The 17,708-nt window shown below is 44.2% G+C and carries 16 protein-coding genes; 15 read left to right on the top strand and 1 reads right to left on the bottom strand.

What is annotated here, in order from left to right:
* The first annotated feature begins 24 nt into the window (after positions 1–24).
* Genes GJB59_RS09085 through GJB59_RS09095 form a run of 3 tightly spaced genes read left to right on the top strand, consistent with a single transcriptional unit; the run spans position 25 to position 2,894 of the window.
* Positions 25–1,206, top strand: coding sequence for an acetyl-CoA C-acetyltransferase (locus tag GJB59_RS09085; RefSeq protein WP_142826944.1), 1,182 nt, complete (start codon positions 25–27; stop codon positions 1,204–1,206).
* Positions 1,199–2,101 (top strand): NAD(P)H-dependent flavin oxidoreductase, encoded by a 903-nt coding sequence (locus GJB59_RS09090; RefSeq protein WP_142826945.1) that lies wholly within the window; start codon positions 1,199–1,201, stop codon positions 2,099–2,101. Before GJB59_RS09085 ends, GJB59_RS09090 begins: the two co-directional genes overlap by 8 nt.
* Positions 2,085–2,894: an enoyl-CoA hydratase-related protein gene (locus tag GJB59_RS09095; RefSeq protein WP_142826946.1), complete on the top strand. Its 810-nt coding sequence runs from the start codon at positions 2,085–2,087 to the stop codon at positions 2,892–2,894. Before GJB59_RS09090 ends, GJB59_RS09095 begins: the two co-directional genes overlap by 17 nt.
* Before the next feature lie 75 nt (positions 2,895–2,969).
* On the opposite strand, the gene GJB59_RS09100 is transcribed toward GJB59_RS09095, so the two are convergent.
* Positions 2,970–4,124 carry a M20 family metallopeptidase gene (locus GJB59_RS09100; protein WP_142826947.1) on the bottom strand — a complete coding sequence of 385 codons (1,155 nt, stop codon included), beginning with the start codon at positions 4,122–4,124 and terminating at the stop codon, positions 2,970–2,972.
* Positions 4,125–4,289: 165 nt separating this feature from the next.
* Here GJB59_RS09100 and GJB59_RS09105 point away from each other — a divergent pair, with 165 nt between their 5' ends.
* The 12 genes from GJB59_RS09105 (at position 4,290) to rbsD (ending at position 17,697) form a co-directional block, all read left to right on the top strand.
* Positions 4,290–5,669, top strand: a complete 1,380-nt coding sequence (locus GJB59_RS09105; protein ID WP_142826948.1) for a M20/M25/M40 family metallo-hydrolase — start codon at positions 4,290–4,292, stop codon at positions 5,667–5,669.
* A complete protein-coding gene (locus GJB59_RS09110; protein WP_142826949.1) occupies positions 5,666–6,907 on the top strand; it encodes a M20 metallopeptidase family protein in 1,242 nt (413 codons plus the stop codon). Before GJB59_RS09105 ends, GJB59_RS09110 begins: the two co-directional genes overlap by 4 nt.
* Positions 6,904–8,451: an ABC transporter substrate-binding protein gene (locus tag GJB59_RS09115; RefSeq protein WP_142826950.1), complete on the top strand. Its 1,548-nt coding sequence runs from the start codon at positions 6,904–6,906 to the stop codon at positions 8,449–8,451. The genes GJB59_RS09110 and GJB59_RS09115 overlap by 4 nt, the downstream gene beginning before the upstream one ends.
* Before the next feature lie 44 nt (positions 8,452–8,495).
* A complete protein-coding gene (locus GJB59_RS09120) occupies positions 8,496–9,410 on the top strand; it encodes an ABC transporter permease (RefSeq protein ID WP_142826951.1) in 915 nt (304 codons plus the stop codon).
* Positions 9,411–9,424: 14 nt separating this feature from the next.
* Positions 9,425–10,330 carry an ABC transporter permease gene (locus GJB59_RS09125; protein WP_142826952.1) on the top strand — a complete coding sequence of 302 codons (906 nt, stop codon included), beginning with the start codon at positions 9,425–9,427 and terminating at the stop codon, positions 10,328–10,330.
* A gap of 18 nt (positions 10,331–10,348) precedes the next feature.
* Complete coding sequence (locus GJB59_RS09130; protein ID WP_142826953.1) at positions 10,349–11,317, top strand: ABC transporter ATP-binding protein; 969 nt, start codon at positions 10,349–10,351, stop codon at positions 11,315–11,317.
* A gap of 11 nt (positions 11,318–11,328) precedes the next feature.
* Entirely contained in the window at positions 11,329–12,360 is a 1,032-nt protein-coding gene (locus GJB59_RS09135; RefSeq protein WP_142826954.1) for an ABC transporter ATP-binding protein, read from the top strand.
* 17 nt (positions 12,361–12,377) lie between these two features.
* Positions 12,378–13,700, top strand: coding sequence for a hypothetical protein (locus GJB59_RS09140; protein ID WP_142826955.1), 1,323 nt, complete (start codon positions 12,378–12,380; stop codon positions 13,698–13,700).
* 346 nt (positions 13,701–14,046) lie between these two features.
* On the top strand, positions 14,047–15,291 hold the full coding sequence (locus GJB59_RS09145; protein WP_142826956.1) for a dicarboxylate/amino acid:cation symporter: 1,245 nt from the start codon (positions 14,047–14,049) through the stop codon (positions 15,289–15,291).
* Between the two features lie 161 nt (positions 15,292–15,452).
* Positions 15,453–16,436 carry a LacI family DNA-binding transcriptional regulator gene (locus GJB59_RS09150; protein WP_142826957.1) on the top strand — a complete coding sequence of 328 codons (984 nt, stop codon included), beginning with the start codon at positions 15,453–15,455 and terminating at the stop codon, positions 16,434–16,436.
* Positions 16,433–17,314 (top strand): ribokinase, encoded by an 882-nt coding sequence (gene rbsK / locus GJB59_RS09155; protein ID WP_142826958.1) that lies wholly within the window; start codon positions 16,433–16,435, stop codon positions 17,312–17,314. Before GJB59_RS09150 ends, rbsK begins: the two co-directional genes overlap by 4 nt.
* The gene (rbsD, locus tag GJB59_RS09160; protein ID WP_142826959.1) at positions 17,311–17,697 is read left to right on the top strand and encodes a D-ribose pyranase; all 387 of its coding nucleotides are present in this window, start codon (positions 17,311–17,313) and stop codon (positions 17,695–17,697) included. The genes rbsK and rbsD overlap by 4 nt, the downstream gene beginning before the upstream one ends.
* The last annotated feature ends 11 nt before the right edge of the window (positions 17,698–17,708 follow it).

Raw genomic sequence — 17,708 nt, forward strand, 5'->3', positions numbered from 1 at the left:
CAGAAAAGAAAGGGGATGTGGAACATGAGCAATGTCTACTTAATAGATGGAGCGAGAACAGCTTTTGGCGGATTTGGGGGAGCGTTTGCCAACACGGATGCTACTGAACTCGGAGCGGCGACTGCAGTGGAGGCTTTAAAGCGGTCGAACGTCAAAGCGAAAGATATCAACCATGTTTTTTATGGCAATGTCATCCATTCCAGTTTGAATGCTGCCTATATCGCTCGCCATATCGGATTGAAAGCGGGAGTGCCGAAGGAAGTGCCAGCGTTGACCTTGAACCGTTTATGCGGATCAGGGGCACAGGCAGTCGTGGCGGCAGCGCAGCATATTTTATTGGGCGAGGCTGACTTAGTACTGGCGGGCGGGGCCGAGAATATGTCAATGTCTCCCTACTCCAGTTTTGACCAGCGCTTCAGCAAGTCGAAAATGGGGAATTTGCAGTTCGAAGATATGCTCACTGCTACTTTGACGGATCAGTATACAGGCAGCGGCATGGGCATGACGGCAGAAAAACTGGCGGAGCAATATGATATTTCACGGGAAGATCAGGATGCGTTTGCAGTGGAATCAAATCAACGAGCGGCACGGGCAAGTGAATCAGGTGCATTTGCAGAACAGATTATCGGTGTCGAAGTAAAAACGCGAAAAGGTGTAGTAGTGATCGATAAAGACGAACATATCAAGCCGGACGCCAACCAGGAATCCTTGTCCAAACTTCGTCCATCTTTCAAAAAAGACGGGACGGTTACGGCAGGCAATGCTTCGGGCATCAATGATGGCGCTGCATCTCTTATTGTGGCAAGCGAAAGAGCGGTGAAGGAGCATAGCCTGAAGCCGATGGCGCGGATTGTTTCCTGGGGAGTGGTTGGAGTCGATCCGACCATCATGGGAATTGGACCCGTTCCGGCCATCAAGCAGGCATTGGAGCGTGCCAAATTGACGCTTGATGATATCGATTTGTTCGAACTTAATGAAGCATTTGCGGCGCAATACTTGGCGGTGGAGAAGGAGCTTGGCCTGGACCGTGAAAAAGTGAATGTCAACGGCGGAGCGATTGCTCTTGGCCACCCGGTTGGTGCGAGTGGAGCGCGTGTCTTATTGTCGCTTGCTTATGAACTGAAGCGCCGCGGCGGCAAATATGGAGTGGCCAGCCTTTGCATCGGCGGAGGCCAGGGAATTGCGGTGGTGATTGAGCATGCTTAAACTGCCGGTTATTGTGGCGCCGATGTTTTTGGTGTCAACACCCAAAATGGTCATTGAAGCATCCAATGCAGGTGTCATCGGTTCTTTTCCTTTGCTGAATGCCAGGCCGATTGAAGCTTGTGGGGAATGGCTGAAGGAAGTGAAAGAATCGCTTAGAGAAAAGCCCTGGGCAGTCAATTTTATCTGCCACCGCGGTTCGAATAAGCGATATGAAGAAGATTTCGAGATGATCCGCCAGTACGAACCACCTATTGTCATTACGTCTCTCGGATCTCCCGGTGATGTCATTGAAGTTGTCCATGCTTACGGCGGTCTGGTTTATTCAGATGTCGCGAATGTTCGGCATGCAAAAAAAGCGGCTTCGAGCGGAGTTGATGGGCTGATTCTGGTGTGTGCAGGAGCAGGGGGGCACGGCGGCACGATCAATCCTTTCGCTTTTATTGCAGCTGTGAAAAAGTTCTACAGCGGAACAATCATTTTATCCGGCTCTTTATCTACGGGAGCCGATGTGGCTGCGGCTAAATTGATGGGTGCGGATTACGCTTATATGGGTACACGTTTTTTGGCAGCTGAAGAAAGCAGTGCACCGGAAGAGTATAAACAGATGGTTATTGACTCGACAGTGGAAGACGTTCTCTATACTGATTCTTTCAGCGGTGTGCCGGTCAACGTGTTGATTCCAAGCTTAGTCAAGCAGGGAATCGATCCGAAAACTTTGAAACCGAAAGATGAAATTGATCTATCGCATCTGGTCAACGCGAAAGCCTGGCGGGATATCTGGTCGGCAGGACATGGGGTCACTACCATCACCAAACGGGAAACGACCAAAGAGATTGTGGACCAATTGCTTGCTGAATATGAGGAAGGGGTTGCTGGACTTGTACGAAACGATTAAAACCGAGCTGCAGGATGGAATTCTTACGCTGACGTTGAATCGTCCCGATAAAATGAATGCTTATACGGAGAAAATGAACGAGGAGCTGCTGCATTTCTATAAGGAAGTCAATCACAATGATAATGTGCGCGTCATTGTGGTGACCGGCAGTGGCCGGGCATTTTGCGCAGGGATGGATTTGTCGGAAGGGGGCTCGACTTTTTCCTCTGAGCAATCCTCTGATGAATACCGGGATCTTGGCGGACAGGTCAGCCTTCAGGTATACGAAGTCAACAAACCGATCATTGCAGCCATCAATGGACCAGCTGTCGGAATCGGCATGACGATGACGTTGCCGATGGACGTCCGGATCGTCAAAAGGGACACCAAAATTGGCTTTGTCTTCGGACGCCGCGGTATTGGTCCGGAAGCGTCCTCAGGCTGGTTCCTGCCAAGAGTGGTAGGAATCGGGAAAGCGCTTGAATGGACCTTAACCGGGCGTTACATACCTACCGCGGAAGCGGTGGAAGCCGGACTGATGCAATATGAATCGGAAGATCCATTGGAGAAAGCTTACGAAATTGCCCGGGAAATTGCTGAAAACACCGCTGCCACTTCCAATAGCTTTACCCGCCAGCTGCTGTGGAAGATGCTGGGCCAGGAACATCCGTACGCTTCCCATTTGGTCGAATCAAAATTTTTGCATTGGGCCGGTCAGAATGCGGATGCTGATGAAGGCATTGGGTCATTTGTCGATAAGCGAAAAGCTGAATTTCCGCTAAAGGCCAGCCAACTGCCGGATTTTTTTGAATGACTCTATCCCGTAAATAAAGAACTGGATTCTAGACAACCGACTTTTCAGTATCGGAAGTATAAAATCCAGTTCTTTTTATTTTGCTTCTTTTGTACCAACTTCTAAACAAATTTCACTGATCAAGGCGCAGCGCTCACTAAAGTGGTCAAAGTGGATGTGTTCATGAATTGCGTGAGGGCCGTCGCCTGGTATCCCTAAACCATCGAGTGTGGGAATGCCAAGCGCTGAGGTGAAGTTTCCATCGCTGCCGCCTCCTGCTTTGGCCTCTTCTACGCTAATCCCCACTCGTTCTCCCGCCGCTACTGCATGTTGGTAGAGCAAGGCATTCGCTTCAGTTTTTTCCAGTGGCGGCCGATTCAGCTCTCCGGTAATTCTGAGAACAGCGGCATTATTAAAAGGTTTTAAATTTTCAAGAGTATGAATAATTTTTTCGGCTTCTTCGTAAGAAGTGACACGAAAATCAATTTCCGCTTCCGCCACTGCAGAAATAACATTGCTGCTGGTGCCGCCTTTGATAACCCCAACATTCAAAGTAGTTCCCTTTTCATAATCTGTCAGCTTTTCGAGTTCAATGATTTGCTGTGACAACTCGAGGATTGCGCTGACCCCATCCTCATGATGATTTCCCGCATGTGCGCTGATTCCTTGCACTTTGAGTGTATACCTGCCTACACCTTTTCTTTCAGTTTTCAAAGCGTTGGAACCGAAGACAGGCGGCTCCATCACTAAAACAGCATCACAGGTCTCAGCTACTTGTTCAATGATGGCCCGTGAAGTTTTGCTGCCAATTTCTTCATCAGCGGTAAACAGATAAACAGGTGTAAAAGGCAATTCATCAAGTTCGGATTGAAGGGCGCGAACTGCCCAAATAGAAGACAGCAAACCTGCTTTCATATCGAAAACGCCAGGTCCATATATATCATTTCCTTTTTCTACTAAAGGAATTGCATCAACATCCCATACTGTATCAAAGTGGGATAAAAACAAAATCCGAGGTTTTTCATTGCCGCCTTCCAATTCCAACGAAAAGTGGTCCCCAGTTTCTTGCTGTTCAAAAGTTTTATAATTCCATTTGCCATTTAATCTATTGTGGAATATTTCCTTTAATAAATTCCCGCATTGATCAACTAATAATTTATTGTGGCTTGGTGATTGAGCTCGGATTAACCTTAATAAATCTTCTTTTACTTCGGAATTTTGGGATGACAAGTAACTTTTATAAGTGTTCATATCATTCTCCTCCTATAATTTATGATATTTATACATAAACACAAATAAATAAAAAAATCAATTTATTTTGAAAAAACTGATAATTATATTGACATCTGGTACTAAAAGAAGGTAAAGTTAATAAAAATTAAGGAAATTGTCCAAAAATAAAAGGGGGGAGAGCTTTTGGCATCAAAAATTGATGAGTTTATTGAAGAAAATCGAGAGATGTATATTAAATGGCTTACTGAATTTTGCAAGATTCCAAGTGTCGCAGCCCAAAATAGAGGAATGGAAGATGCGGTATCCTATCTTGATGATTTATTTCAAGAAGCATTTTCATTAACACCAGAGAAGCTGCCTACTGCAGGATTCCCGGTAGTATACGCGGAGCTCGAAGGAAGGTCCGATAAAATTTTAAGTTTTTATAATCATTATGATGTTCAACCGGAAGATCCGATTGAGTTGTGGAATAGCCCGCCTTTTGAACCCGAGATCCGAGAAGGAAAAATCTTTGCCAGAGGCGTAGCAGACAACAAAGGGAATTTAGTTGCCAGAATAGCGGCCATTCATGCTATCAAACAGTTAGGCATGGAATTGCCGGTTGATATTAAGTTTATCTTTGAAGGTGAAGAAGAAATTGGAAGCTTGAATTTACCGGCATTTGCGAAAAGCCATGCAGAAAAAATTCATGCAGATGGATGTGTCTGGGAGTTTGGCTACCGGGATGCGGATGGTGCACTTCAAGTTTCGCTTGGTGTCAAAGGCATGTTGTATGTTGAATTGTCTGTGGAAGGAGCAAATACAGACTTGCACTCGGCACAAGGGGCAATTATAGAAAGCCCTGTCTGGAAACTGGTTTGGGCACTTAGCACATTAAAAGATCGGGAGGAAAAAATAACGATTCCCGGATTTTATGATGATATCGAACCAATCACGCAGTTGGATGAAGAAATGCTGGCGCATTATCGGTTGGACGAAAGAGAGACTTTAAGAAAGTTGGGCCTTGATAGCTTTTTACTGAATCTAGAAGGAGAGCAACTAAAAAGAAAACATATTTTTGAACCTACATGCAATATTTGCGGCATCGTTTCAGGCTATATAGGAGAAGGTACAAAGACAGTGCTGCCTTCTTCAGCTGCAGCAAAGTTGGATTTTCGCTTAGTACCCGGGCAAGACCCGGAAAAAATAGTAATGCAGCTGCGAAAGCATCTGAATAATCATGGCTTTGAGGACATTAAGATAAAAGTCACCAGTTCCGAGCGTGCGGCACGGACAAAACCGGATCAGGAAATTGTCAAAGCCATGATAGAGGTAGCTGAGCAGTATTCGGATAAAAAACCGAATATTGTTCCCAATACTCCAGGAACCGGACCGATGTACGAATTATGCCAAGCACTTGGGATTCCTTCAGCTTCGTTTGGCGTCGGAAACTTCCAATCGAATAATCACGCTCCGAATGAAAATATTTTTGTGGAAGATTATATTGAAGGAATAAAAATGATTGCAGCATTAGTTTTTGAGTTCAGCAGGCAATTTGAAAAACAGGGGAGTGTGAATCGATGACAGCACAGGCAAGCAGCATAAAAGAATTCAAACAACTGAAATCATCGCATCCCGATTGGCACGATTCTATAGAAGCTGTTTTTGATGAGGTAGTAGCTGTCCGGCGCGATCTTCATAAGTATCCCGAACTGGCTTTCGAAGAAACCAGAACAGCAGGAATCGTCGCTGATTTATTAAAAGAATGGGGATACGAGGTCAGGGAAGGGGTGGGGAAAACCGGAGTGATCGGTATGCTTCATGGTGCAGCTCCCGGGCCAGTGATCGGTTTGAGAGCCGATATGGACGCTCTTCCCATGACCGACAAAATAGATCAGCCATACCGCAGTATAAATGATGGGGCGGCCCATACATGCGGACATGATGCGCATACTTCCATCCTATTGGGAGTAGCGAAGTTATTCGCTGCGAAAGGGCTGGAATCGGGAACCTTGAAACTGATTTTTCAACCGGCTGAAGAAATTGGGCAAGGTGCAGATGCAATGATCAAGGATGGTGTGTTGAATAATCCTTCAGTCGATGCAATGGCTGGGCTTCATGTCCACCCTACTTTGAAAACGGGTGAGTTTTCAGTAACTGATACAGAATACAGCTGTGCTGCTGTTGATATTTTTGAACTGGTCATAACAGGGGCTGGAGGCCATGCAGCGCATCCGCACCAAACGATAGATCCTATTATAATTGCTGCTCAAGTCCTCATCGCCTTGCAGCAAGTCGTAAGCCGGCAAACCGATCCCCTCGATTCTGTAGTTCTAAGTTTTGGGCAAATCGAAGGCGGCACTAAAGCGACAATTATTCCGGATTCGGTGTTGCTGAAGGGGACAGTGCGCACGTTAAAACCAGAAACAAGGGCTCAAATGCCGGAAAAAATCGAATCGATTGCTGCAGGAATTGCAAGAAGTTTTAAAGGCGATGCTATTCTTACTTACCATCATGTCACACCATCCATCAAAATTGACGGAAAAATGCGAGGACTGTTGACTGAAACAGTGAGTGAGTTGTTCGGGGCCAATGCGCTGCAGATCACCACCCCTTCAATGGGAGGCGAGGATTTTTCTTACTTTTCCCAAGAGGTGCCTTCGGTCTTCTTCCGTTTAGGGACAAACAATGGTGAACAGACGGCTTTTCCAAATCACAATAGTCGTTTTGATGTAGATGAACAATCGTTTTTGTACGGTATTTCGGTTTTAAGTTTGTTGACACATAAATTCTTACAAACCACAAAGGGGGAAAAAGAATGAAGAAACAGCTATGGTTATTGCTTTTAGTATTGACGCTGATTATTGCAGGGTGTTCAGGTGGAGAAACAAACAGCACAGAAGGGGAAGAACCGGTAGAAACAAGCGACAGCAAAACTTTGGTGATCGCGAATGGTACTGACATTGTGACATTTGATATTCATGACCACAATACAACTTCTACGGAAGCTGTCCATGTCAACATGTTCAATTACTTAGTGACTAACCAGGGAGAGGAAGGCTTCCAGGCTGATTTAGCCGAAAGCTGGGAAAATATCGACGATACGACATGGAGCTTCAAACTGAAAGAAGGAGTGACTTTCCATAATGGGGAGGAGCTGACCGCTGATGATGTGAAGTTTACATTAGAACGAGTAGCGAAAGACGACACGCTGCTGGAACACGGCAATTACAATCAGATTGAAGCAGTGAATGTAATAAGTGATTATGAATTTGAAATTGTTACGGCAAATCCGGAACCGGCACTGTTAAATCGCCTGTCCCGATTAGGATCAGCTATTTTGCCGCAGGAATATATTGAAACAGAAGGTTGGGAAGTATTCTTGGAAAATCCAGTTGGAACAGGTCCTTACAAATTTATGGACTGGCAAAGGGATGACCGTTTAACACTAGAAGCGAATACGGAATACTTTGGTGATGCACCAAAATGGGAAGAGCTCGTTTTCAGAAGCATTCCGGAAGATTCGACACGCGTTTCTGAACTGTTGACGGGTGGAGTTGATGTCGCAGTAAACATTCCGCCAACGGACGTGGCGCGCATCAATGAAACAGAAGGAGTCACTACGGTCCAGTCGCCGACACAGCGCGTCATGATGCTGGTATTGCGAACAGATGATGATAGCGTAACGGGAGACCCTCTGGTACGTGAAGCGATTGACTTGGCGATTGATAAACAGGCGATGGTCGATTCATTATTGGAAGGCGCAGGGACGGTTACGCGCACCCGAGTCACTCCAGGAAACGTTGGGGCCAATGAAGATCTTTACGGAGAGTCGCTGTATGATCCGGAAAGAGCTAGAGAATTGCTTGCTGAAGCTGGATATCCGGATGGTTTTGAGCTGACATTGACGGGGCCGAATGGAAGATATTTAAAGGATAGAGAAACGGTAGAGTTAATCGCTGCCATGTTATCTGAGGTGGGAATCACAGTCAATCAGGAGTTGATTGAATGGAGTGCCTTCAACCAACGCTACCAAGAACGTGATTTTGCTGAAATGTTTTACATTGGTTACGGCAACTCAATGTTTGATGCTTCGTTGGCATTGGATCGACTAACCATTGAAAATGCCGAAGGAGAAACAGATTATGATAACCAACAGGTAAATGATTTATTGCTTGCTGCAGAACAGAACATGGATGAGGAAGAACGTGCACAACAATATCAAGAAGCTCAGGAAATAATTGCTGAAGATCGTCCTCAAATTTATATGTTCCAATTGGACGCTATTACAGGCATCAACGAACGACTTGAGTTTGAGCCGCTCCTAAATGAAATGTTCTATGCTGACTCAATTACACTGAAGTAAAAAAGGGGGATTCCCCCTTTTTTTTCGATAGGAGGAGGAAATCGATGAAGTATTTAGTCCAAAGTATGATAAAGACCATTCCTGTACTACTCCTCATAACTTTAATTGTATTTTTGCTTATACGTGTGACTGGGGATCCCGTTTCCTTAATGCTTCCAGAAACTGCTACCGAAGAAGAGCGTGATTCTTTAAGAGAATCGATGGGATTAAACGAGCCTTTGCCGATTCAATATTTCAGTTATCTGGGAGACTTAGTGACCGGAGACTTTGGAGATTCCTTCCGCTACAACACAGATGCACTTAGCCTGGTATTGGAGAGGCTGCCGGCAACCTTCGAGTTGGCCATCGCCTCGATGATTGTGGCCATTATAATTTCTGTGCCGCTGGGCATTTTATCGGCAGTTAAACGGAACAGTTTTTTCGATTTATTCATTACGGGAGGGGCAGTTTTAGGAAAGGCTATGCCCAATTTTTGGCTGGGGATTATGCTGATTCTCTTTTTATCTGTCACATTCCAAATTTTCCCTGTTTCTGGAAGAGGGACGCTGGGGCATTTGGTGCTGCCGGCCATTACGCTGGGGACAGGAATAGCTGCAGAGATGACAAGGCTTATCAGGTCCAGCATGTTGGAGATTTTAGAGCAGGACTTTATTCGTACAGCCCGCAGTAAAGGATTACGCGAATCGATTATTGTCAATAAACATGCATTTCGCAATGCTTTGATCCCAGTAGTTACCATCATGGCCCTTCAAACCGCTACGTTGGTTGGCGGAACCCTGATTACGGAAACTGTTTTTGCATGGCCAGGACTCGGCCAATTGCTTGTACAGTCAGTGAACTTGCGGGATATGGCAGTTGTACAAGCTGCTACTTTCATCATCGCCATCTTTGTTATTCTCAGCAATCTATTGGCAGATTTAATTTACCGGTTCCTTGATCCGCGCATTAAATATGAATAAAGGAGGGGCTCAAGTTGACGCAAGCATCAGAAACCACGATCAACCAACAAAAAGGTGTGGCTCAATCCTCCTTTAGGAAACTGGCTACACGCTTATTCAGAAGCAAAACCGGAATGACCGGATTGATAATTGTAATGACGGTCATATTGATGGCGGTATTTGCCCCTTTACTGGCACAGCATGATCCTGCTCAAACCAATGTAGTAGACCGCTTGTTGCCCCCTTCATGGAGCGAAGGTGGGTCACCTGAATTTCTTCTTGGAACAGATAATTTAGGGAGGGACATCTTGAGCCGCATTATTTACGGTTCACGCATTTCATTATTTATTGGTGTTTCAGCCGTTTTACTTGCAGGGGCTATTGGCATGGCACTGGGATTAATTGCAGGCTACTACGGCAAAGTATGGGATTTTGTGATTATGAGAACTGTAGATGCCCTGCTGGCAATTCCAAACATTCTTTTCATGCTAATCATTTTGGCAGTTCTTGGACCAAGCCTTACAACATTAATTTTGGTGCTGGGCGGAACGACCTGGGTGGTTTATGCAAGGATGGTGCGAAGTGAAACGCTGAGCATTAAAGAGCGCGATTATGTAAAATCGGCGAAAGCAATCGGAGCAAAGGATTTCCGTATTATCATGAAGTACATTTTACCGAATGTTATTTCTTCCTTTATTGTTATTGCCACGCTGAATGTTGCTACGACAATTATTCTTGAGGCCAGCTTGAGTTTTCTCGGACTTGGAATCCAGCCTCCCGACGTTTCCTGGGGCCTGATGCTAAGCGATGGGAGAGAATACATTGCAACTAGCTGGTGGGTCGCCACATTTCCTGGGATTGCCATAACCATAACAGTCCTCGGTGTTATATTCCTGGGAGACTGGCTGCGTGATGTGTTGGATCCGAAAATTAAAGAATAAATGGAGGTGAGTGGCATCATGAGCAATGAACTGTTAAAAGTCGACGACTTAAAAGTTCGTTTTAAAACAGATGAAGGCTATGTCTCGACAGTCAATGGCGTAAGTTTTTCAGTGGAACAAGGAGAGACCTTGGCGATTGTTGGAGAGTCAGGGAGTGGGAAGAGTGTCACTTCTCTTGCTTTGATGGGAATTTTGCCGGCTAATGGAGAGATTTATGAAGGTGCGATTACATTTGAAGATAAAGATTTACGAAGCCTAAGCAAAAAAGAATATCGAAAAATGCGCGGCGACGACATTGCCATGATATTTCAAGAACCGATGACTGCATTAAATCCGGTTTTTACAATCGGCTATCAATTGAGGGAAACCCTGATTGTGCATAATAATATGAATAAGGAACAAGCGCACAAGAAAGGCATTGAGATGCTGGAAACAGTTGGCATACCAGATTCAGACAGAGTAATGGGGAGATTTCCGCATCAGTTGTCAGGAGGGATGCGCCAGCGGGTCATGATTGCAATGGCTTTATCCTGCAATCCCAAACTGCTTATTGCAGACGAACCGACAACGGCTTTGGACGTGACTATCCAAGCTCAAATTTTAACCTTATTGAGAAATTTAAAGAAAAACTCGAATACAAGCATCATCATCATCACCCACGATTTAGGTGTTGTTGCTGAACTGGCAGACCGTGTGGTTGTCATGTATGCAGGTGAAGTAGTGGAAGTGGCGCCTATCCAGGAACTATTTGATAATCCTCGGCATCCTTACACAAGAGGGCTGATTTCTTCAATTCCGAAAATTCACGATGTGGTGGATGAATTATATTCCATTGAAGGGACAGTTCCTAATCCTTCCAATATGCCAACCGGTTGTAAATTTCATCCGCGCTGTCCATTAGCGGATATTGAATGCACAAAAGTTCATCCCGAATTGGAATACATTTCAGAAAAGCATGCAAAACGCTGTATAAAAGTTAAAGGTTAGGAGGTGGCGGTATGCAATCGACAGAGGAAAGAGTGATTATGGAAGTTATAGACTTGAAAAAGCATTTCGATTTGACAAAGGGCTTCATAAAAAAAACACATTCAAAAATAAAAGCTGTAGATGGTTTGAATTTTCAGGTCTACAAAGGGGAAACGCTTGGCATAGTAGGAGAGTCGGGATGTGGCAAGTCAACTACCGGTCAATTGATGCTGGGTCTATTGGACGCAACTGAAGGGCATATTTATTTTCAAAATGAGGATATCTCAGCGATGTCACAAGAAGAGCTGCGTAAAGCCAGAAGAGACCTTCAAGTAATTTTCCAGGATCCATATTCCTCTTTAAATCCGCGGATGACCGTGGAGCAAATTATCGGAGAGCCACTTGTGGTGCACGGTTTGGCATCTGGCAAAGAGTTAAAAGAACAGGTTCGTGAACTTATGAAGCTTGTTGGTTTGAGAGAACACCAAATGAAATTATATCCTCATGAATTCAGTGGAGGCCAGCGACAGCGTATAGGAATTGCACGTGCGCTGGCGCTAAAGCCAAAAGTGATAGTCTGTGACGAAGCTGTATCCGCTTTAGATGTATCCATCCAAGCTCAGATTTTAAATTTATTGAAAAAGTTACAAAAAGAAATGAATCTAACATATATATTCATTGCGCACGGGCTACCTGCCGTCCGCCATATAAGTGACCGCATTGGTGTGATGTATTTAGGGAAAATGGTCGAACTTGCTGACCGAAATGAATTATTCGAACACCCGCTGCATCCATATACGTATGCATTGCTGGATTCAGTTCCGATACCGGATCCAAAACTAAGAAAAGAGCATCAATTGATAAAAGGGGAAATTCCAAGTCCGATCAACCCTCCTTCAGGCTGCCCTTTTCACCCGAGATGCCCTTTTGCAACTGAGAAGTGTAAAATAGAAGTTCCGGAATACCGGGAAATCTTGCCAAATCATTTTGTCGCCTGTCACTATCCTCTCTTGCAGGAAGATACGAATGTGTTGCCCGATTCAGGTATTTCCAAAGTAAAATGAAGAGGGTGTAATAAAGCATGAAAGTACGGATAGGAGCAATAGGGCCCGCAGATTCGTTAAAGGTCATACGTGAAGTTGCCGACAATGATCCACGCATCGAGCTTATAGCTTTCGAATACTTCAATCATGAAGAGTTGCCCAATATTTTAAACAAACACCGATACGACGTTGCAAAATGGATATTTTCAGGACCAACCCCATACCATTATTGTCTAGAGCTGGGGCTGATCACACCAGATGAAGCTTCCTTTCCTCCGCTTCACGGCATGGCCCTGCTCGGAACATGTTTGAAAGTGATGCAGGATCATGGCCGTTTTGTGGAGAAAATGAGTTTGGATACGGTGGACGAACATGTTGTCCATTCATTATTCAATGAATATCAACTGAATAATATTTCTTTTGAGTTATCGTCGTTTAAAGGATATACCGATCATAATGAATTAATTGATTTTCATGTGAGCAATTATCGTGCCGGAAAATCTGAGCTGGCACTCACTTGTTTGCTGAAGGTATACCTGGAATTGAAGCGTCTCGGAATACCAGTTTACAGAGTAGTCCCTTCCCGAATGGCTATAAAGACAATTTTTGATATCCTTTTTTCAAGAGCGCAGAGCCATGTTTACGAAAAGCAGAAAGTGGCTATTATTGGTGTTGACTTGCTTTCTGAAGGAAGAATTTCCAAGAAGGCTGTATTCAGTTTTGAAGAAAGTAGAAAAATGCTGGAATTTCAACAGGAACTGCTCCGGGTAACAAAGGTGTTAAATGGTTCTCTAGTGGATAAAGGGGGCGGAACTTATTTTATCTATACGACTCAAGGTGATTATGAATTATTGACTTCGAAGAATACGATCTCATTTATTGCCGAAGAAATTAATATGAGAACTTCTTTGAACTTCCACATAGGAATTGGAGCAGGCTATACCATTTACGATGCTGAACAGCATGTTCAGCTGGCTTTTGAATATGCTGCTTCAAGAGAAGACTGCAAAGTCGCGTTTGTAAATGAGGATAACGTGTTTACAAATTTGACGATCTTAAATTATACCTACGAAAGCAGCTATCAACTGCCGGAGTACTGGCAAGCTGTCCTGAAAAAACATAATTACAAAGAAACAATTCCTGCCAAAATTTATCATTATATAAAATTGAAGAATTTCACTCATTTTACTGGTGAAGTAATAACGGCTTTACTTAAAAATACTGATCGCAATACAAGGCGTATTTTAAATGAAATGGAGCAAATTGGTTTGATCCGAACTCTTGCTGAAGAACAGGGGTCCGGCAGACCAGGGCGTCCTAAAAAAGTATATGAGTTGGTAATCGAAGAAAAAGTGAAATGAACGTCTGGACAAGGATGTCCTGAAATTTAAGAGCAACAGCTATGCTTCTTTTGAGAAGGATGGCTGTTGCTTTTTGTATTTATTTGCAAGAGCATACTAGAGGATTTGTGTCGCTGATCTGTATTTTAATCGAGTGATAGGTGCTATTTCGAGGCAGCCGGGCTATCATATGTTATTAGTCTGGAAACCATGTAAATAGACATGTGCTTTCTTGTTTTTTACTATCTTAAGATACTGTTTATTATTTAGAATACCCAGTATATTTTGTGAATTAATTAAAGCTTGTAACGAAGAGATACTTTCATATAAAATAGTTTTTACGTCTAGAAACGAAAGAGGGAAATGAATGAAAAAGCCTGGATTAACCGTAAAAGTACTGACTGGACTGGTTTTGGGAGCAATTGTTGGTCTGCTGATCAACTTATTTATCCCTGATTCATTTGAAACGTTGAATACATACTTGTTTGTGCCGCTTGGCCAAATATTTTTGAGTTTAATTAATATGCTCGTTGTTCCGCTTGTATTGTTTTCCATCATTCTTGGAACAGCAGGATTGGGCGACCCAGCCAAATTGGGACGGATAGGTGTTAAAACGGTCAGTTATTTTCTTGTGACCACTACTATTGCGATTTTGATTGGATTGTCGCTGGCAGCGGTTGTTCAGCCTGGACTTGCCGGTGACTTTGATTTAACAAGCGCGGAGTTTGAGGCAGAAGAAGCGCCATCTGTCGGAGAAACTTTGTTGAATATGATTCCAACCAACCCGATTGCGGCTCTAGGTGAAGGCAACATGCTGCAGATTATCGTATTTGCTGTCTTTATCGGCCTGGCATTGACAGCTCTTGGCGAAAAAACCAAAGGGCTGGTTCATTTATTTGAACAGGGCAATGATGTCATGATGTATCTGGTGGGGATTGTCATGAAGTTCGCTCCTTACGGCACATTCGGCTTGATCGCTACAGCCGTGGGTTCTCAAGGGTTCTCAGCCATGAAAGCGATGGGATCTTATATGCTGGTTATTCTGGCGGCTCTTTTGGTTCATGCAATCTTTACCTATGGTGGAACCATTAAGTTTTTAGCAAAGAAAAGTCCCGTCTGGTTTTTCAAAAACTTTGCCCCTGCAATGAGTGTCGGCTTTAGTACGTCGAGCAGTACCGCCACTTTACCGATTTCGATGGAAGTGGCGCAGGATAAATTAGGGGTGCCGAAGTCTGTCAGCTCGTTTGTGCAGCCTTTAGGCGCTACGATCAATATGGACGGCACTGCCATTATGCAAGGGGTCGCAACAATGTTTATTGCCCAGGCCTATGGCATTGAATTGTCTGCGGTAGATCTTGCAACTGTCGTATTGACAGCTGTACTTGCAAGTATTGGTACCGCTGGGGTTCCGGGTGTTGGACTGATTATGCTTGCCATGGTATTAGGCAGTGTGGGACTTCCTCCTGAAGGGATCGGCCTCGTTATCGGTATTGACCGCTTGTTGGATATGACCCGAACAGCTGTCAATATTTCAGGGGATGCTGCATGCGCAGTTTATGTAGCAGAGACAGAAAAAGACAGAGACGAACGTTTGGAAAATATGAACGCTTAATCATGGAGAGTTCCCGCAGAGTTGCGGGAACTCTTTTTATTATGAAGAAAACAGTTATATTTACCTAATTAACAGGAAAATTTCTGCATTGACAATGGACAGACAGCATTATATATTATGTGTAACCGGTTACACACTGGAAAGAAACGGAGTCGTTATAGATGACCACGATCAAAGACGTAGCAAAAAAAGCAGGAGTTTCAGTAGCAACCGTTTCACGGTTTTTAAATGACAGTGGATATGTTAGCGCAGAAGCAGCCAAAGCGGTAACCGCTGCAGTAGAAGAGCTCAAGTATGAATTAAATCCGGTGGCGCGCTCATTAAACACCAAAAAATCAAACTTGATTGGATTGATTCTTCCGGACATAACCAACCCATTTTTTCCGGAACTTGCACGTGCAGTCGAAGATGTAGCTTTAACATATGGTTACACAGTGGTGTTATGCAACTCAGATGAAAACCCTGAAAAAGAAAAAAATTATATTGAAACTCTAAAGAAAAAATACATTGCCGGATTTATTGTGACGTCCAACCAGCTTGATGCGCCGCATTACGCTAATGCCAACGTACCAATTGTGGCATTGGACCGGACGATTAACGAGAAAATTCCAACGGTTTCCTCCAACAACAAAGAAGGGGCAATCATGGGAACGAATGCGTTGCTGAAAAGAGGATGCCGAAATATTCTTTTCTTGAGAGGCCCTGAAGAATTGAACCCGGCAAACGATCGGTATGAGGGGTTTATGGAAGCTATTCAGAGTTCGAATTTGCAATATCAAGTTGTGACTTGTCCCTTCCATTTTGCTGACTCGCAGGAAATTGTAGCGCGCGTGCTAAAGGAAGACCCGACAATCGATGGCATCTTTGCCAGCAGTGACGTTTCGGCTGCAGGGGCTTTAAAAGCTGCAAGTCTGGCAGGAAAGCGTGTACCGGAAGATCTGCAAATTGTCGGTTTTGATGGAGTGGCAATGGGTGAAATGCTATCGCCAGGCTTAACCACAGTCGCACAAGATGTCTATAAAATGGGTGCTATTGCAGCTCGTGTCTTAATTAAACAAATTGAAAATAAGAAAATCGATCAGAGATTTTATGAAGTGCCAGTGAAATTGATTATTCGCGGAACAACAAGGAGTGTGGAGGAATGATTACAGTAGTCGGCAGCATCAATATGGATTTGGTCGTACAGACAGATCATTTTCCAAAGCAGGGTGAAACAACTTTAGGCAATTTATATACGACAGTTCCAGGAGGCAAAGGAGCAAACCAGGCAGTAGCAGCCGCCAGATTAGGAATAGATGTCCAGATGATCGGGGCGGTCGGACAGGATGCTTTTGGGACCGAACTATTGACAAGATTAGAAGCTGAAGGAGTCCAGGTGCAGAACGTCAAACAAAGTGAAGGCGCAAGCGGCATTGCCAATATCCTCTTGTCGGAAGGTGACAATCGCATCATTGTAGTGCCGGGTGCTAACCATAGCGTAACAGTTGAAGAAATTAATGCTTTTACGGAAAAGTTAACGGACAGTGAATTGGTCATCATGCAGTTGGAGATGCCGATTCCAGTTATTCAACGAACTTTGGAAATATGCCATCAAAACGGTGTTCCTACAATTTTAAATCCAGCACCTGCAAGTGGATTCACGGCTGATTTTCTTCCTTTTTGCACATACTTGACACCAAATGAAACGGAAGCAGAAGAAATTTTTGGGGGTAATTGGGAAAAGGCGTTGCTCGATTATCCAAACCGTCTTGTAGTAACCCTTGGAGAAAAAGGCGCGCAGTTTTATGACGGAGAAAAGCACATCATTGTTGAAGGATTTCCCACAACCGCAGTAGACACCACAGGCGCTGGTGATACCTTCAATGGAGCGTTTGCTGGAGCGCTGGCAGAAGGACAGGATTTTGAAGCAGCAGTGCGCTTTGCAAATGCGGCAGCCTCCCTGTCTGTGGAAAAATTCGGTGCACAGGGTGGCATGCCTGATCGAAAAGCGGTAAATGAACGATTGAAAGGCGGACGTTTATGAAAAAGCATGGCATCATTAACCGTGATATTGCATCAGCCTTAGCTTCATTTGGCCATACCGATTTGCTGGTCATCGGTGACTGTGGTCTGCCGATTCCAAAAGGCGTTCCGTGCATTGACTTGTCCTATAAAATAGGTGAACCTGCATTTTTGACGATACTCGATGCTGTACTGGATGATTTCGAGGCAGAAGCAGCGTTTATTGCCCAGGAAATAACCAATGGGAATCCAGAAGTGGAAAAAGCAATCATAGAAAAAATAGATGCAGATTACATTGCGCATGATGAATTGAAAACCCTCAGCAAAGATGCAAAATTGATTATCCGCACAGGAGAAGCGACACCATATGCCAACATCGTCCTTCGTTCCGGCGTTATTTTTTAAAGGAGGCAGGT

It is taken from the genome of Planococcus soli, assembly GCF_016881065.1.
Lineage (GTDB): Bacteria > Bacillota > Bacilli > Bacillales_A > Planococcaceae > Planococcus > Planococcus soli.

Bases quoted from the DNA above. Each gene is read 5' to 3' on its own strand.
- GJB59_RS09085 (WP_142826944.1), top strand. From the start codon at position 25: ATGAGCAATGTCTACTTAATAGATGGAGCGAGAACAGCTTTTGGCGGA.
- GJB59_RS09090 (WP_142826945.1), top strand. From the start codon at position 1,199: ATGCTTAAACTGCCGGTTATTGTGGCGCCGATGTTTTTGGTGTCAACA.
- GJB59_RS09100 (WP_142826947.1), bottom strand. From the start codon at position 4,124: ATGAACACTTATAAAAGTTACTTGTCATCCCAAAATTCCGAAGTAAAA.
- GJB59_RS09110 (WP_142826949.1), top strand. From the start codon at position 5,666: ATGACAGCACAGGCAAGCAGCATAAAAGAATTCAAACAACTGAAATCA.
- GJB59_RS09115 (WP_142826950.1), top strand. From the start codon at position 6,904: ATGAAGAAACAGCTATGGTTATTGCTTTTAGTATTGACGCTGATTATT.
- GJB59_RS09120 (WP_142826951.1), top strand. From the start codon at position 8,496: ATGAAGTATTTAGTCCAAAGTATGATAAAGACCATTCCTGTACTACTC.
- GJB59_RS09130 (WP_142826953.1), top strand. From the start codon at position 10,349: ATGAGCAATGAACTGTTAAAAGTCGACGACTTAAAAGTTCGTTTTAAA.
- GJB59_RS09135 (WP_142826954.1), top strand. From the start codon at position 11,329: ATGCAATCGACAGAGGAAAGAGTGATTATGGAAGTTATAGACTTGAAA.
- GJB59_RS09140 (WP_142826955.1), top strand. From the start codon at position 12,378: ATGAAAGTACGGATAGGAGCAATAGGGCCCGCAGATTCGTTAAAGGTC.
- GJB59_RS09145 (WP_142826956.1), top strand. From the start codon at position 14,047: ATGAAAAAGCCTGGATTAACCGTAAAAGTACTGACTGGACTGGTTTTG.
- GJB59_RS09150 (WP_142826957.1), top strand. From the start codon at position 15,453: ATGACCACGATCAAAGACGTAGCAAAAAAAGCAGGAGTTTCAGTAGCA.
- rbsK (WP_142826958.1), top strand. From the start codon at position 16,433: ATGATTACAGTAGTCGGCAGCATCAATATGGATTTGGTCGTACAGACA.
- rbsD (WP_142826959.1), top strand. From the start codon at position 17,311: ATGAAAAAGCATGGCATCATTAACCGTGATATTGCATCAGCCTTAGCT.